Source organism: Azospirillaceae bacterium, assembly GCA_028283825.1.
Lineage (GTDB): Bacteria > Pseudomonadota > Alphaproteobacteria > Azospirillales > Azospirillaceae > Nitrospirillum.
In genome coordinates this window covers 489469-503206 of sequence record JAPWJW010000003.1, presented here as the reverse complement: position 1 = coordinate 503206, position 13738 = coordinate 489469, and the positions used below count along the sequence as shown (strand labels likewise).

Here is a 13738-nt window from a genome sequence, read left to right as displayed (position 1 = left end):
TCCGGGCACCATGCCAACGGCATGAGATTATGCCTCATGCCGTTGTAGGACGCGACCGCGTCCGCCGCAGCTTTCCGGAGAGCGTAGCGGACCGGAAAGCGAGGAAGCCCAAGCGGCCGGATGGCCGCGCCCGGCGCCTGAGGGAACGCTTAATAATGAATGGCGCGGCCGTAGGCGGCCAGCACCGATTCATGCATCATTTCCGACAGGGTCGGGTGGGCGAAGATGGTGTGCATCAGTTCGGCCTCGGTGGTTTCCAAGGTCTTGCCGATGACATAGCCCTGGATCAGCTCCGTCACCTCGGCCCCCACCATGTGGGCGCCCAGCAGCTCGCCGGTCTTGGCGTCGAACACCGTCTTCACCAGGCCCTCGGCCTCACCCAAGGCGATGGCCTTGCCGTTGCCGATGAAGGGGAAGCGGCCGACCTTGACCTCGTAACCGGCCGCCTTGGCCTTGGCTTCGGTCAGGCCGACGCTGGCCACCTGCGGGTTGCAGTAGGTGCAGCCCGGGATGTTCAGTTTGTCCATCGGGTGCACGTCCTTCACCCCGGCGATCTTCTCCACGCAGATCACGCCTTCGTGGCTGGCCTTGTGGGCCAGCCAGGGGGCGCCGGCCACGTCGCCGATGGCGTAGACGCCCGGCTCATCCGTGCGCAAATAGCCGTCGGTCACGATGTGGCCGCGGTCCAGCTTCACCTTGGTGTTTTCCAGCCCGATGTTCTCGGTGTTGGCCTGGATGCCCACAGCGGTGATGACGCGTTCCACCGTCAGGGTTTCCACCTTGCCGCCGATCTCGATATGGGCGGTGACGGTGGTGGCACCCTTGTCCAGCTTGGTGACCTTGCCGCCGGTGATGATCTTCATCCCCTGCTTTTCGAACTGCTTGCGCGCGAAGGCGGAGATTTCCTCATCCTCCACCGGCATGACGCGGTCCATGACCTCCACCACCGTCACTTCGGCGCCCAGGGTGCGGAAGAAGCTGGCGAATTCGATGCCGATGGCGCCGGAGCCCACGACCAGCAGCGACTTCGGCATGGTGTCGGGGACCAGGGCCTCCTTGTACGACCACACGAACTTGCCGTCAGGCTCCAGCCCCGGCAGGGACCGGGCGCGGGCACCGGTGGCGATGATGATGTGCTTGGCCGACAGGGTCTGGCTGGTGCCGTCCTTGGCCGTCACGGTGACCTTGCCGCCACCGGCCAGTTTGCCGGTGCCGTCGAACACCGGCACCTTGTTCTTCTTCAGCAGGCCCTTCACGCCGGCGGACAGCTGGTTCGCCACCTGGCGCGAGCGCTTCACCACCTTGGGCAGGTCGAAGCCGATGGCGCCGGCCGTCAGGCCGTAGGCGTCGGCGTGCTTCATGTAGCCGTAGATCTCGGCGGAGCGCAGCAGCGCCTTGGTCGGGATGCAGCCCCAGTTCAGGCAGATGCCGCCCAGGTGCTCACGCTCCACCACCGCGGCCTTCAGGCCCAGCTGCGCGGCGCGGATGGCGGCGACATAACCGCCGGGGCCGGCGCCCAGGAGCAGCACGTCGAATTCGGTATCGGCCATTTCGGTCTTCCCTTCAAAAGGCGCCGGGCCCGCCCAACCGAGGGGCGCCCGCCCTGCGCTTTTGGTCAAATCACGGGGGGCTAGAAAAGGATGCCCCTGGAAGCCGGGGCGCCAGCTTCCAGGGGAAACGCATCACAGCATCAGGGTGATGGGGTCTTCGATCAGCTTCTTCAGCACCTGCAAGTACTTGGCGCCGACAGCACCGTCGACCGAGCGGTGATCCACCGTCAGCGTCAGGCTCATCACCGTGGCGACGGCGAGCGCGTCGCCCTTCACCACCGGCCGCTTCTCACCGGCACCCACGGACAGGATGCAGCTTTGCGGCGGGTTGATGATGGAGGTGAAGCTCTTGATCCCGAACATGCCCAGGTTGGACACGCTGAAGGTGCCGCCCTGGAATTCCTCGGGCTTCAGCTTGCCTTCCTTGGCCTTGGCGGCCAGGGACTTCACCTCGGCGGAGATGGTGGCCAGGCCCTTCTGGTCGGCGTTCTTCACGATGGGGGTGATCAGGCCGCCATCGGTCGCCACGGCGACGGAGACGTCCACGCCCTCATACTGAAGGATGCCGTCCTCATGCCAGGAGACGTTGGCCTCCGGCACCTTGCGCAGGGCCACGGCCACGGCCTTGATCACGAAATCGTTGACCGAGACCTTCTCGCCCGACTTCTCGTTCAGCTGGGCGCGCAGGGACAGCAGGGCGTCGATCTCGCAATCGACCGACAGGCCGAAGTGCGGGATGGTCTGCCAGGCTTCGGTCAGGCGCTTGGCGATGGTCTTGCGCATGCCGGTGTTGGGCAGGACCTTGTACTTCATGCCCAGCTTGTCGGCCAAAGCCTTGGCGTCGATGCCCTTGGGCGCGGCGGCGGCAGCGACCGGCGCCGGGGCAGCGGCCGGAGCGGCGACGGCGGGGGCCGCGGCTGCCTTGGCGGCCCCACCCTTCAGCGCGGACTCGACGTCGGCCTTGACGATGCGGCCGGACGGGCCAGTGCCGCTGACCTTGGACAGATCCAGGCCCGACTGGGCGGCCATGCGGCGGGCCAGCGGGCTGGCGAACACGCGGTCGCCGGTGTGCGCCGGGGCGGCGGCGGGAGCAGCGGCCGGCGCGGGCGCCGCCTCGCTCTTGGCCGGGGCGGCGGGTGCCGCTTCAGCCTTGGCCGGCGCCGGGGCGGCGGCGGGCTTCGGCGCCGCGTTCAGGGCGTCGGCACTCTCGCCTTCCTCAAGCAGGATGGCGATCTTGGCGTTCACGGGCACGGCGTCGGTGCCCTCGGCCACCAGGATCTTGCCCAGTGTGCCTTCGTCCACGGCCTCCACTTCCATGGTGGCCTTGTCGGTCTCGATCTCGGCGATCACGTCGCCCGCCTTGATCGTGTCGCCTTCCTTCTTCACCCACTTCGCCAGCTTGCCCTCGGTCATCGTGGGCGACAGGGCCGGCATCAGGATATCGATCGGCATGGGTTTGATCTCCCCCAGGGGGCCGGCCGGATGCGGCGGCGCCCCAAATCACGAACGGATGCGGTGGGGGGCGCCCCTAACGGGAGGCGCCCCCCGGCCCGGTTAGCGGTACAGCACGGCCTTGGCGGCGGTGACGACGTCATCCACCTGCGGCAGGGCCAGCTTTTCCAGGTTGGCGGCGTAGGGCATGGGCACGTCCTTGCCGTGCACACGCACCACCGGCGCATCCAGGTAGTCGAAGGCGTGTTCCATCATGATCGCGGACATTTCCGCGCCGATGCCGGCGAAGGGCCAGCCCTCTTCCACCGAGACCAGGCGGTTGGTCTTCTTCACGCTTTCCACGATGGTGTGGACATCCAGCGGACGGATGGAGCGCAGGTTGATGACCTCCGCGCTGATCCCCTGCTCCGCCAGCTTCTCGGCGGCGGCGAGCGCCATGCCCACCTGCAGCGAGAAGGCGGTGATGGTCACGTCCGTGCCGGCGCGTTCGATCTTGGCGCGGCCGATCGGAACGATGAATTCCGGATCGGTCGGCACTTCGAAGTGCTGGCCGTATAGGATCTCGTTCTCCAGGAACACCACGGGGTTCGGGTCGCGGATGGCGGCCTTCAGCAGACCCTTGGCATCGGCCGCGCTATAGGGCGACACCACCTTCAGGCCCGGGATGTGGGCGTACCAGCTGCTGTATTCCTGGCTGTGCTGCGCACCCACGCGGGCGGCGGCACCGTTGGGACCGCGGAACACGATGGGGCAGCCCATCTGGCCACCGGACATGTAGCGCGTCTTGGCGGCGGAGTTGATGATGTGGTCGATGGCCTGCATCGAGAAGTTGAAGGTCATGAACTCCACGATGGGGCGCAGGCCGCCGAAGGCCGCCCCCACCGCCAGGCCGGCGAAGCCGTGCTCGGTGATCGGCGTGTCGATCACGCGGTCGGCGCCGAACTCCTGCAGCAGGCCCTGGGTCACCTTGTAGGCGCCCTGGTATTCCGCCACTTCCTCGCCCATGACGAAGACGTTGGTGTCGCGGCGCATTTCCTCGGCCATGGCGTCGCGCAGGGCCTCGCGCACCGTCATGCTCTGGGTCGATTTGAAGAAGCGGTCCTCGTCGGACGGCGGCGGGGCCACCGGGGCCGACACCGCCGGGGCGGCGGGGACGGTCGCGGGGGCGGCGGCCGGAGCCGGGGCGGCCTCGGCCTTCGGGGCCGGGGCGGCTTCCGCCTTGGGCGCGGTCACGGCGCTGGCGTCCTCGCCCTCACCGGCCAGCAGGGCGATAGCGGTGTTCACGGCCACGGCCTCGGTGCCTTCCGGCACCAGGATCTTGGCCAGCGTGCCTTCGTCGACCGCTTCCACTTCCATGGTGGCCTTGTCGGTTTCGATCTCGGCGATGACGTCACCGGCCTTGATCGTGTCGCCTTCCTTCTTGACCCACTTGGCAAGCTTGCCTTCGGTCATGGTCGGGGACAGGGCCGGCATCAGGATATCGATGGGCATTTCTTAATTCTCCGGCGCGCGATCAGGCTTCGACGAGGATGTCGGTCCACAGCTCCGACACATCGGGTTCGGGGCTGTTGGTCGCGAAGTCGGCGGCATCGGTGACGATGGCCTTCACGTCGCGATCAATGACCTTCAGGCTTTCTTCATCGGCGTAGCTCTTCTCGAACAACCGCGCCTTCAGGTGGTCGATGCAGTCGTATTCCGACCGCATCTTGTTGACCTCTTCCTTGGTGCGGTACTTGGCCGGATCGGACATGGAGTGGCCGCGATAGCGGTAGGTCTTCATCTCCAGGATCATCGGGCCGTTGCCGCCGCGGACATAGGCCACGGCCTCGTCGGCGGCCTTCTTGACCTCCAGCACGTCCATGCCGTTCACTTGGCGGCCCGGGATGCCGTAGGCGCTGCCGCGCAGGTACAGCTCACCGGCCGAGGCGCGCTGCTGCGAGGTGCCCATGGCGTACTTGTTGTTCTCGATGACGTAGATCACCGGAAGCTTCCACAGGGCGGCCATGTTGAAGGACTCATAGACCTGGCCCTGGTTGATGGCGCCGTCGCCCAGGTAGCAGACGTCGATGCAGCCGTCCTTCTTGTACTTGTGCGCGAAACCCAGGCCGGTGCCGATGGGCGTCTGGGCAGCGACGATGCCGTGGCCGCCGTAGAAGTTCTTCTCGCGCGAGAACATGTGCATCGAGCCGCCCTTCCCCTTGGAATAGCCGCCCGCGCGCCCGGTCAGTTCCGCCATCACGCCCCGGCTTTCCATGCCGCAGGCCAGCATGTGGCCGTGGTCACGGTAGCTGGTGATGACGCTGTCGCCCGGCAGCTGTGCTGCCTGCATGCCCACCACCACGGCCTCCTGGCCGATGTACAGGTGGCAGAAACCGCCGATCAGGCCCATGCCATACAGCTGGCCGGCCTTTTCCTCGAAACGGCGGATCAGCAGCATCTGCTTGTAGTATTGGAGGAGTTCCTCCTGGGTCGGCTCCGGCGCTGCGTTCTCAGCGGGCTTGGCACGGCGTCTGGTCGTGGCCACTAGCTTCTCCCTTGGATGCGTGGGCGTGTTTTCCTCGAGGCCGGGTCGGCCGGCACGGGATCACTGCTAACCGCAAGCGCAGCGCAATGCAAGGAGTGTGCACTGCAACATATTGCTTCATAAGGATTATTTAAGATTAACCTGGATCGGGTTAATCGAAGGATTTTCAGCGGTTTAGGTTGTTCTGACCGCCGTCACCCTTGTCTTCCTGCGGGGCAGGCTTGCCCGGAAGAAGGATCACCAAATCATCAGGGCGGGTGAAATCCAGCACCTTGCGCGCCTCTTCCTCCAGCATGTCGGGGTCGAGGTTGTCGGGGCGCAACAGGCGGGCGCGACGCTCCATGGCCTCGCGCTCATCCCGGACCTGGTCCAGGGTGGCCTTGGCCTCCGTCACCTGCGTCTGCAATTGGGTCAACGCCATCAGCCCGCGTTCGCCCTGCACGGTGTGATAGGCGAAATAGGCGACGACGGACGCCCCCACCACAGGTCCAACAACCTGGCGCAGGGCGCGATTCAACGCGGAACGGAAGGAACGGGCACCAATCATGATCCCCATGGTTCCACAAGGGTTCCGCAACCGTCAAATGGAAAGCGGCATCTAGTCTGCGTGCCGCATTAAATTCATCGTATTCCGACGTGCGGCTTCACCGAACTCTACTACAAGGCAAAGAAAAAGGGGTGGAAGCACAGCCCCCACCCCACTTTCAGCCTATACCGGCCGAGGCCGGAACGATGCCCGGATTCAGCCGCGCTTCAGCGCGCCGCGGCCCGGGAACACAGCGGCCAGGTCCAGCGCCTCTTCGATACGAATCAGCTGGTTGTACTTGGCGATCCGGTCGGAACGCGACAGCGAGCCGGTCTTGATCTGGCCGCAGTTGGTGGCGACGGCCAGGTCGGCGATGGTGGAATCCTCGGTCTCGCCCGAGCGGTGCGACATGACGGCGGTGTAGCCGGCACTCTGGGCGATGCGCACGGCCTCCAGCGTCTCGGTCAGGCTACCGATCTGGTTGACCTTGACGAGGATGGAGTTGGCGACCCCCTGCTTGATGCCGTCGGTCAGGCGGAGCGGGTTGGTGACGAACAGATCGTCGCCCACCAGTTGCACCCTGGACCCGATGGCGTCGGTCAGGGCCTTCCAGCCGGCCCAGTCATCCTCGGCCATGCCGTCTTCGATGGAGACGATGGGGTAGCGGCCGGCCAGGTCGGCCCAGTAGCGGACCATGGCTTCGGGGTCCAGGGTCTTGTTCTCGCCGGCCAGCACGTACTTGCCGTCCTTGAAGAACTCGGTGGAGGCGGCGTCCAGCGCCAGCACCACGTCCTCGCCCGGCTTGTAGCCCGCCGCCTCGATGGCCTTCATGATGAAGGACAGGGCGTCGTCGGTGGAAGCGAGGTTGGGGGCGAAGCCGCCCTCGTCACCCACGTTGGTGTTGTGGCCGGCGTCCTTCAGCTTCTTCTTCAGGGCGTGGAAAATCTCGGCCCCGATGCGGATGGCGTCGGCGCAGCTTTCCGCACCCACCGGCATCACCATGAATTCCTGGATGTCGATGGGGTTGTCGGCGTGGGCGCCGCCGTTGATGATGTTCATCATCGGCACCGGCAGGATGCGGGCGTTGGTGCCGCCGACATAGCGGTACAGCGGCAGGTCCAGTTCCTCGGCCGACGCCTTGGCCACGGCCAGCGACACGCCCAGGATGGCGTTGGCGCCCAGGCGGGCCTTGTTGGGCGTGCCGTCCAGTTCGATCATGGCGGTGTCGATCAGCACCTGGTCGGTGGACTCCAGGCCGCCGATGGTGTCGAAGATCTCGGTGTTGATCGATTCGACGGCCTTCAGCACGCCCTTGCCCAGGTACCGGGACTTGTCGCCGTCGCGCAGTTCCACAGCCTCATGCGCACCGGTGGAGGCGCCCGAGGGCACGGCGGCGCGGCCGAAGGCGCCGGATTCCAGCCGAACGTCAACCTCGACCGTCGGGTTCCCCCGGCTGTCGAGAATCTGGCGGCCCTGAATATCGATGATCGCGGACATGGGTTTCTTCCCCTCGGGTGCGTCGTGACGGCGTATGCGTCGTGGCGTGACGGTGCCCGTCATAGCCTTTAGCGGCCACCCCAGGCAAGACGGCAGGCGCCGTATCGCTTATGTCCGTTTGAGGGCCGGGGCTGTAACGCGACACACCGGACGCGGGGCTGGACTCATCCGATAAGGGAAATCTACGTTGCCAGCCCTCCGTGGGAATGAATAATCGCAATATTGCCATTGTGGAGATCACCCTTGCCGCACCCTGCCCCGTGCCGTTTCCCGCGCCTGGTCTGGGCCGCCCTGATCCTGCTTCCAGGGGCCTGCGCCACGGCCCATGACAGCAACGGCGCGATCGGTTTCGGCGCCCCAGACTTCTACGGTCATTTGACGAACCGGGCCGAGGTGCAGGCCCAATCGGTCACGGAAGCGACCACCGTCGAGTTGGCGGTGGACATCGACCCAGCAGGTCGGATCACCACCGTGACGGCCCCGGCGATACGCCACGCCTATGGGATGGATTGGCCACAGAACGCCGAGGCCCCAGCCGTCAAGGCCGCCCTCTCCGCCGCCAGACACTGGCGCTTGCGACCCTTCTTGTACCGGAACCACCCGGTGGCAGCGCAATCCAAGGTCCCGGTGCGGGTCCTGCCACCCGAGCATTGGGACCAACCGGATGCCGCTTTCCCCGATGTGGACGGTTCCAAGCTGCGCATCAGCCTGAGCCGCAGGGTGGGCGGACTGGACCTGGGCGGCGGTTACACGGTCACGGTGGCGGGGGATGGACACCTCGTCTTCGAAAGCGCCGCGCGTCCCGACCTCACCGTATTCAACGGCCGCGCCTTATTGCCGCGTGCCCTGTTCCTGCCCGGCCGGCATGAAGACCGTATCGACCCCGCCATGGTCCAGGCCCTGGTGACGCGATTCCAGGCGGCGCGTTTCTTCGGCCTGGCACCAGAGTACAAAGCCCGGCAGCGCGAGGCATCGACCGTCACCCTTACCGTGGACACCGGCCATGGCAGCAAGACGGTGGTCGACCAGGTTGGCCGGGAGATGGGCTTGCCCCAAGCCGTGAAAGATCTGGAGGACGAGGTGGATCGCGTCGCCGGCACGGCGCGCTGGACCGGGGGAGCACCCGGCCTGGTCGATTGGCTGACTGGCGACGGTTTTGATTTCACGTCGGACACCGCCGCCGTCATCGCCGTCAGCGACTACGGCGGAAATGCCGAGACCACGATCCTACAACTGATGGACCGTGGCCTGGATCTGGAGAAGACGGCGGTGGATGGACCGTCGAAGGCCAATCCCGTGGGCGCCATGCTCATGAGCCAAGCCCTATCCAAGGGGCAAACGGCCGTCTTCACCCGTCTTGCCGCCCTCGGCTGGTTGGCGCGGCTGGCCCCCGGCGAAGCCAACCGCAGTTTCGCCTGGGGCGCCGCCGGCTGTAATGGCCAGTTCGCCCGGATGGTCACGGCGGCGGGCCTGCCAGTTGATGCACCAGCCACAACGCTGGGCGCGGGCGACAACGCGACGGCACTCATAGCGCTGGCGTCCAGTCATCATTGCCGGACGGCGCAAGATCGGCTGGAGACGGCGGCCCAATTGCTGGCGTTGGGCGCCGACCCCAATCGGCGCGACAGCGAGGGCCGTACCGCCTTGTTCCGGATAAATGATTTGGACTTGCTGGAACTGCTGCTGGTGCATGGCGCCGACCCGGCGCTTCAGGACAAAACGGGGCGCGGCGCCGTTCTGTACGCCACGAAAGACGCCGTGACGCTGCGCCTGCTGGAAGCCGGCGCCAAACCGGATGGCCGCGACACCGAAGGCCATATCCTGGCAGAGCGCGCGGCACGGTATGAGATGCCGGCCACCGCCCGCTGGCTGGCGACCCACGGCCAGAAATAAAAACGCCGGCGGCAGGTCACCCCGCCGCCGGCGTCATCACTCAATCTCTAGCCGAAGCGCCCAATCAGAAGATCGGGTTGGCCTTGGCGATACGGTCGATGGCGACCATGGTTTCCAGCAGGGCCGGCAGATCCTTCAGGTGCACCATATTGGGGCCGTCGCTGGGGGCGCAGTCGGGGTTCTCGTGCGTCTCCATGAAGACCGCACCCACGCCCACCGCCAAGGCGGCGCGGGCCAGGACCGGCACGAACTCGCGCTGGCCGCCGCTGGTGGTGCCCTGCCCGCCCGGCTGCTGCACCGAATGGGTGGCGTCCATCACCACCGGATAGCCGGTCTGCGCCATGATGGGCAGGCTGCGCATATCACTGACCAGCGTGTTGTAGCCGAAGCTGGCCCCACGCTCGCACAGCAGGATGTTCTCGTTGCCGGTGGAGGCGATCTTGGCCGCCACGTTCTTCATGTCCCAGGGCGCCAGGAACTGGCCCTTCTTCACGTTGACGACCTTACCGGTCTCACCGGCGGCCAGCAGCAGGTCGGTCTGGCGGCAGAGGAAAGCCGGGATCTGCAGCACGTCCACCGCCTCGGCCACCGGCGCGCACTGTTCGGCCGTGTGCACGTCGGTCAGGACGGGGCAGCCGAACTTCTCACGCACCTCGGCCAGGATGGGCAGGCTCTTGTCCATGCCCAGGCCGCGCGCGGTGCTGACGGAGGTGCGGTTCGCCTTGTCGAAGCTGGTCTTGTAGACCAGGCCGATGCCCAGCTTGCCGGTGATCTCCACCAGGGCGCTGCTCATCTCCATCGCGTGGTCGCGGCTTTCAAGCTGGCAGGGGCCGGCGATCAGGGTGAAGGGCCGGTCGTTCGCCACTTCCAGGGCGCCGATGCGGACGGTGCGGATATCAGTCATGGTACGGCTCCTAAAACCAAAAGGCCGCCGCTACGGTGCGGCGGCCCCTGGGGACTTGTACGGGCGCCCCTGCTTAAACCAGCCGGCTCTGCTCGATGGCGGCACGGATGAAGCTGGTGAACAGCGGGTGCGGCTCGAACGGCTTGGACTTCAGCTCCGGATGGAACTGCACGCCGATGAACCACGGGTGCGACGGGATTTCCACGATCTCGGGCAACTCACCATCCGGCGACAGGCCGGAGAACTTCAGACCCACCTGCTCCAGCTGGTCCTTGTAGGTGATGTTGACCTCATACCGGTGGCGGTGACGCTCCTCGATATGGTTGGCGCCATAGACTTCCGCAACCTTGGTGCCCGGCAGCAACTGGCAGGCATAGGCGCCCAGCCGCATGGTGCCGCCCAGGTCGCCATCGGCGCCGCGCTTCTCGGTGTCGTTGCCGCGCACCCATTCGGTCATCAGGCCGACCACGGGATGCTTGTACTTGTGCCCGAACTCGGACGAGCCGGCGTCGTCCAGGCCCGCCAGGTGGCGGCTGGCCTCGATCACCGCCATCTGCATGCCGAAGCAGATGCCGAAATAGGGCACGTTGCGCTCACGCGCAAACTGGGCCGCGCGGATCTTGCCTTCCGAGCCGCGCTCGCCGAAGCCACCGGGAACCAGGATGCCGTGCACCCCTTCCAGCCGCTGGACAGCGCCGCCACCCTCGAAGATTTCGCTATCGATCCAGTCCAGCTTGACCTTGACGTTGTTGGCGATGCCGCCGTGCGTCAGGGCCTCGGCCAGCGACTTGTAGCTGTCCAGCAGGCTGGTGTACTTGCCGACCACGGCGATGGTGACCTCGCCCTCCGGCTGGCGGACGCGCGCGGCGATCTCCTTCCAGCGGGTCAGGTCCGGCGCCTCATCGGCCGGCAGCCCGAAGTAGCGCAGCACCTGCTCGTCGAAGCCCTGCTCATGATAGCTGACCGGCACGTGGTAGATGGTATCCACGTCCAGGGCCGCGATCACGCGTTCCTGCCGGATGTTGCAGAACAGCGCGATCTTGCGCCGCTCGTTCTCCGGGATCTCACGGTCCGACCGGCACAGCAGGATGGACGGCTGGATGCCGACCGACAGCAGTTCCTTCACCGAGTGCTGGGTGGGCTTGGTCTTCAGCTCACCCGCCGACGGGATGTAGGGCAGCAGGGTCAGGTGGATGAACAGCGCCTTTTCCGAGCCGAGGTCGTTGCTCAGCTGGCGGATGGCCTCCAGGAAGGGTGTGCTTTCGATGTCGCCGACGGTGCCGCCGATCTCACACAGGATGAAATCCTCATCCTTCACGTCGCCCAGGATGAATTCCTTGATGGCGTCGGTGACGTGCGGGATGACCTGCACCGTGGCGCCCAGGTAGTCGCCGCGGCGCTCCTTGGCGATCACGTTGGAATAGATGCGGCCGGTGGTGATGTTGTCCGTCTGCCGGGCCGAAACGCCGGTGAAGCGTTCGTAATGGCCCAGGTCCAGGTCGGTCTCCGCCCCGTCGTCGGTCACGAACACCTCACCATGCTGGTAAGGGCTCATGGTGCCGGGATCGACGTTCAGGTAGGGGTCGAGCTTGCGCAGGCGGACCTTGTAGCCACGGGCCTGGAGCAATGCACCCAGTGCAGCCGACGCCAGTCCCTTGCCCAAGGAAGAGACCACACCGCCGGTGATGAAAATGAAGCGCGTCATGGAAGCCTAGTTTCGCTAAAGCCCGCATGTCGGGCCAACGCGAATGCGCGGGCCCCCGAATTGAAAGAGGCGGCTTTCGCCGCCTCCGTTAGTGTCGCCTGCCTTTACTGGCCGGACGGTACTTTGGGCTCGCCGGAGGCGGGAGCCGGAGCGGCAGGTGCCGTGGAGGGCGCCGGCTGCTGGTCCTGGGCCGCCGGGGCGGCCGGCTGATCGCCGGTGGGCACGGCACCCGGCGCCGCGGGTGCGGGCGTGGCGGGGGCGGAGACCGGGGCGGCCGGCAGCTTGTCGAACACCGAATCGTGACGGGTCTGGGCGCGGTTCAGCAGGGCCAGCACCAGGCTGGTCACCAGGAAGGCGCCGAACAGGATGGAGGTGGTGCGGGTCAGCAGGTTGGCGCTGCCCCGGGCTGTCATGAAGCCGCCCATGGTGCCGCCGCCCATGCCCAGGCCACCGCCTTCGGAGCGCTGGACCAGGACGACACCGACCAGCGCGATGCCGATCAGAATGTGCAAAACCAGGACGACGGTGGACATCTAAGCAGCAACCCTATCCAGCAAGCCAAACGCGGCAATGGCAAAACACGAGATGACCGGCCGCCCCCCAAGGTGGAGGCGGCCGGCCGTCACGGGCATCTCTTTACCTAGTCCGAACCCGGGGCGCTAGCGGCAAGTTTCCGCGATGGCCCAGAATTCGTCCGCCTTCAAACTGGCCCCGCCCACCAGGGCACCGTCCACATCGTCGATGTGAAGCAGGCTGGCCGCGTTCTCAGGCTTAACGGAACCGCCATATAAGATGCGCACGGCGTCCGGTTGATCAACCAGCGTTGCCAGCCGACGCCTGATCATGGAATGCATGGCTGCCACGTCGCGGGGCGTGGGTGTGCGCCCCGTGCCGATGGCCCAGACGGGCTCATACGCCACCACCGTGTTGGCCGCGGTGGCCCCGGTGGGCACAGACTCGTCCACCATGCGGGCGATGACGTCCAGGGCGCGGCCGGCGTCGCGCTCCGCCTCCGTCTCGCCGACGCAGACGATGGCGACCAGCCCCGCCTGGTGGGCGGCGGCGGCCTTGCCCTTCACCTCGGCACTCAACTCACCATGCTGCTGGCGGCGTTCCGAATGGCCGACGATGACATGGGTGCAGCCCAAATCGGCCAGCATGGGCGCGCCGATGTCCCCGGTGTGGGGGCCCGACGCCTTGCCGTGGCAATCCTGGCCGCCCACCGACACCGGCGCGTCGGAGACCGCCTGGGCCACGGTATGCAGCAGGGTGGCCGGCGGACACAGCAGCATGTCGAAGCGGACCTCCCCCGCCCCCAGCATGCGGCCGGCCAGGTCGGCGGCCAACGCCATGCCGTCCTGGCGCAGGCCGTTCATCTTCCAATTACCGACAATGAATTTGCGGCGCATTTCGTTTGTTCTCCCCGAGTTTAACGCACTCAAAAAAGGGAACGTCCGCGCGGGGGCCTTTTATGGTTGGGCGGCCCGCCTTGTCACGCACGTCCCCGTCGTCATGCTGTAACAGTACAAAGAGGGCATTTCCATGATTCCAGCCCCCTAATGGGCGGAGACGGCCGGCGGAACCGCATGCGCGCCGGCGGGCGAACCATCTATTGCCGCCCCCCCTGCCTCCTTCTATGATGCCGCGCCCTGACGGGAGGGTGGGGAGCGGCGCCAAGTGCCCGAAC

At 66.3% G+C, this 13738-nt stretch carries 11 protein-coding genes; 1 reads left to right on the top strand and 10 read right to left on the bottom strand.

All coding sequences use genetic code 11. From position 1 onward, the window contains the following. Positions 1-149: 149 nt before the first annotated feature. The 6 genes from lpdA to eno all read right to left on the bottom strand — a co-directional run bounded on the left by lpdA (position 150) and on the right by eno (position 7549). Positions 150-1550, bottom strand: a complete 1401-nt coding sequence (gene lpdA, locus PW843_14295) for a dihydrolipoyl dehydrogenase (GenBank protein ID MDE1147768.1) — start codon at positions 1548-1550, stop codon at positions 150-152. Positions 1551-1682: 132 nt separating this feature from the next. After that, positions 1683-3002 (bottom strand): pyruvate dehydrogenase complex dihydrolipoamide acetyltransferase, encoded by a 1320-nt coding sequence (locus tag PW843_14290; GenBank protein ID MDE1147767.1) that lies wholly within the window; start codon positions 3000-3002, stop codon positions 1683-1685. A 102-nt stretch (positions 3003-3104) separates the two neighbouring features. Next, positions 3105-4493 carry a pyruvate dehydrogenase complex E1 component subunit beta gene (locus PW843_14285; GenBank protein MDE1147766.1) on the bottom strand — a complete coding sequence of 463 codons (1389 nt, stop codon included), beginning with the start codon at positions 4491-4493 and terminating at the stop codon, positions 3105-3107. Positions 4494-4515: 22 nt separating this feature from the next. Then, complete coding sequence (gene pdhA / locus PW843_14280) at positions 4516-5526, bottom strand: pyruvate dehydrogenase (acetyl-transferring) E1 component subunit alpha (GenBank protein ID MDE1147765.1); 1011 nt, start codon at positions 5524-5526, stop codon at positions 4516-4518. Between the two features lie 166 nt (positions 5527-5692). Beyond that, a complete protein-coding gene (locus PW843_14275; protein ID MDE1147764.1) occupies positions 5693-6073 on the bottom strand; it encodes a septum formation initiator family protein in 381 nt (126 codons plus the stop codon). 195 nt (positions 6074-6268) lie between these two features. Further along, positions 6269-7549, bottom strand: coding sequence for a phosphopyruvate hydratase (gene eno, locus PW843_14270; protein ID MDE1147763.1), 1281 nt, complete (start codon positions 7547-7549; stop codon positions 6269-6271). 243 nt (positions 7550-7792) lie between these two features. Between eno and PW843_14265 the strand changes: the two genes are divergently transcribed. Next, on the top strand, positions 7793-9442 hold the full coding sequence (locus PW843_14265) for a hypothetical protein (protein ID MDE1147762.1): 1650 nt from the start codon (positions 7793-7795) through the stop codon (positions 9440-9442). A 64-nt stretch (positions 9443-9506) separates the two neighbouring features. On the opposite strand, the gene kdsA is transcribed toward PW843_14265, so the two are convergent. The 4 genes from kdsA to tpiA form a co-directional block, all read right to left on the bottom strand. Continuing rightward, entirely contained in the window at positions 9507-10346 is an 840-nt protein-coding gene (kdsA, locus tag PW843_14260) for a 3-deoxy-8-phosphooctulonate synthase (protein MDE1147761.1), read from the bottom strand. 73 nt (positions 10347-10419) lie between these two features. Further along, positions 10420-12051: a CTP synthase gene (locus PW843_14255; GenBank protein ID MDE1147760.1), complete on the bottom strand. Its 1632-nt coding sequence runs from the start codon at positions 12049-12051 to the stop codon at positions 10420-10422. A gap of 104 nt (positions 12052-12155) precedes the next feature. After that, on the bottom strand, positions 12156-12584 hold the full coding sequence (gene secG, locus PW843_14250; protein MDE1147759.1) for a preprotein translocase subunit SecG: 429 nt from the start codon (positions 12582-12584) through the stop codon (positions 12156-12158). 126 nt (positions 12585-12710) lie between these two features. Further along, entirely contained in the window at positions 12711-13460 is a 750-nt protein-coding gene (tpiA, locus tag PW843_14245) for a triose-phosphate isomerase (GenBank protein ID MDE1147758.1), read from the bottom strand. Positions 13461-13738: the final 278 nt, after the last annotated feature.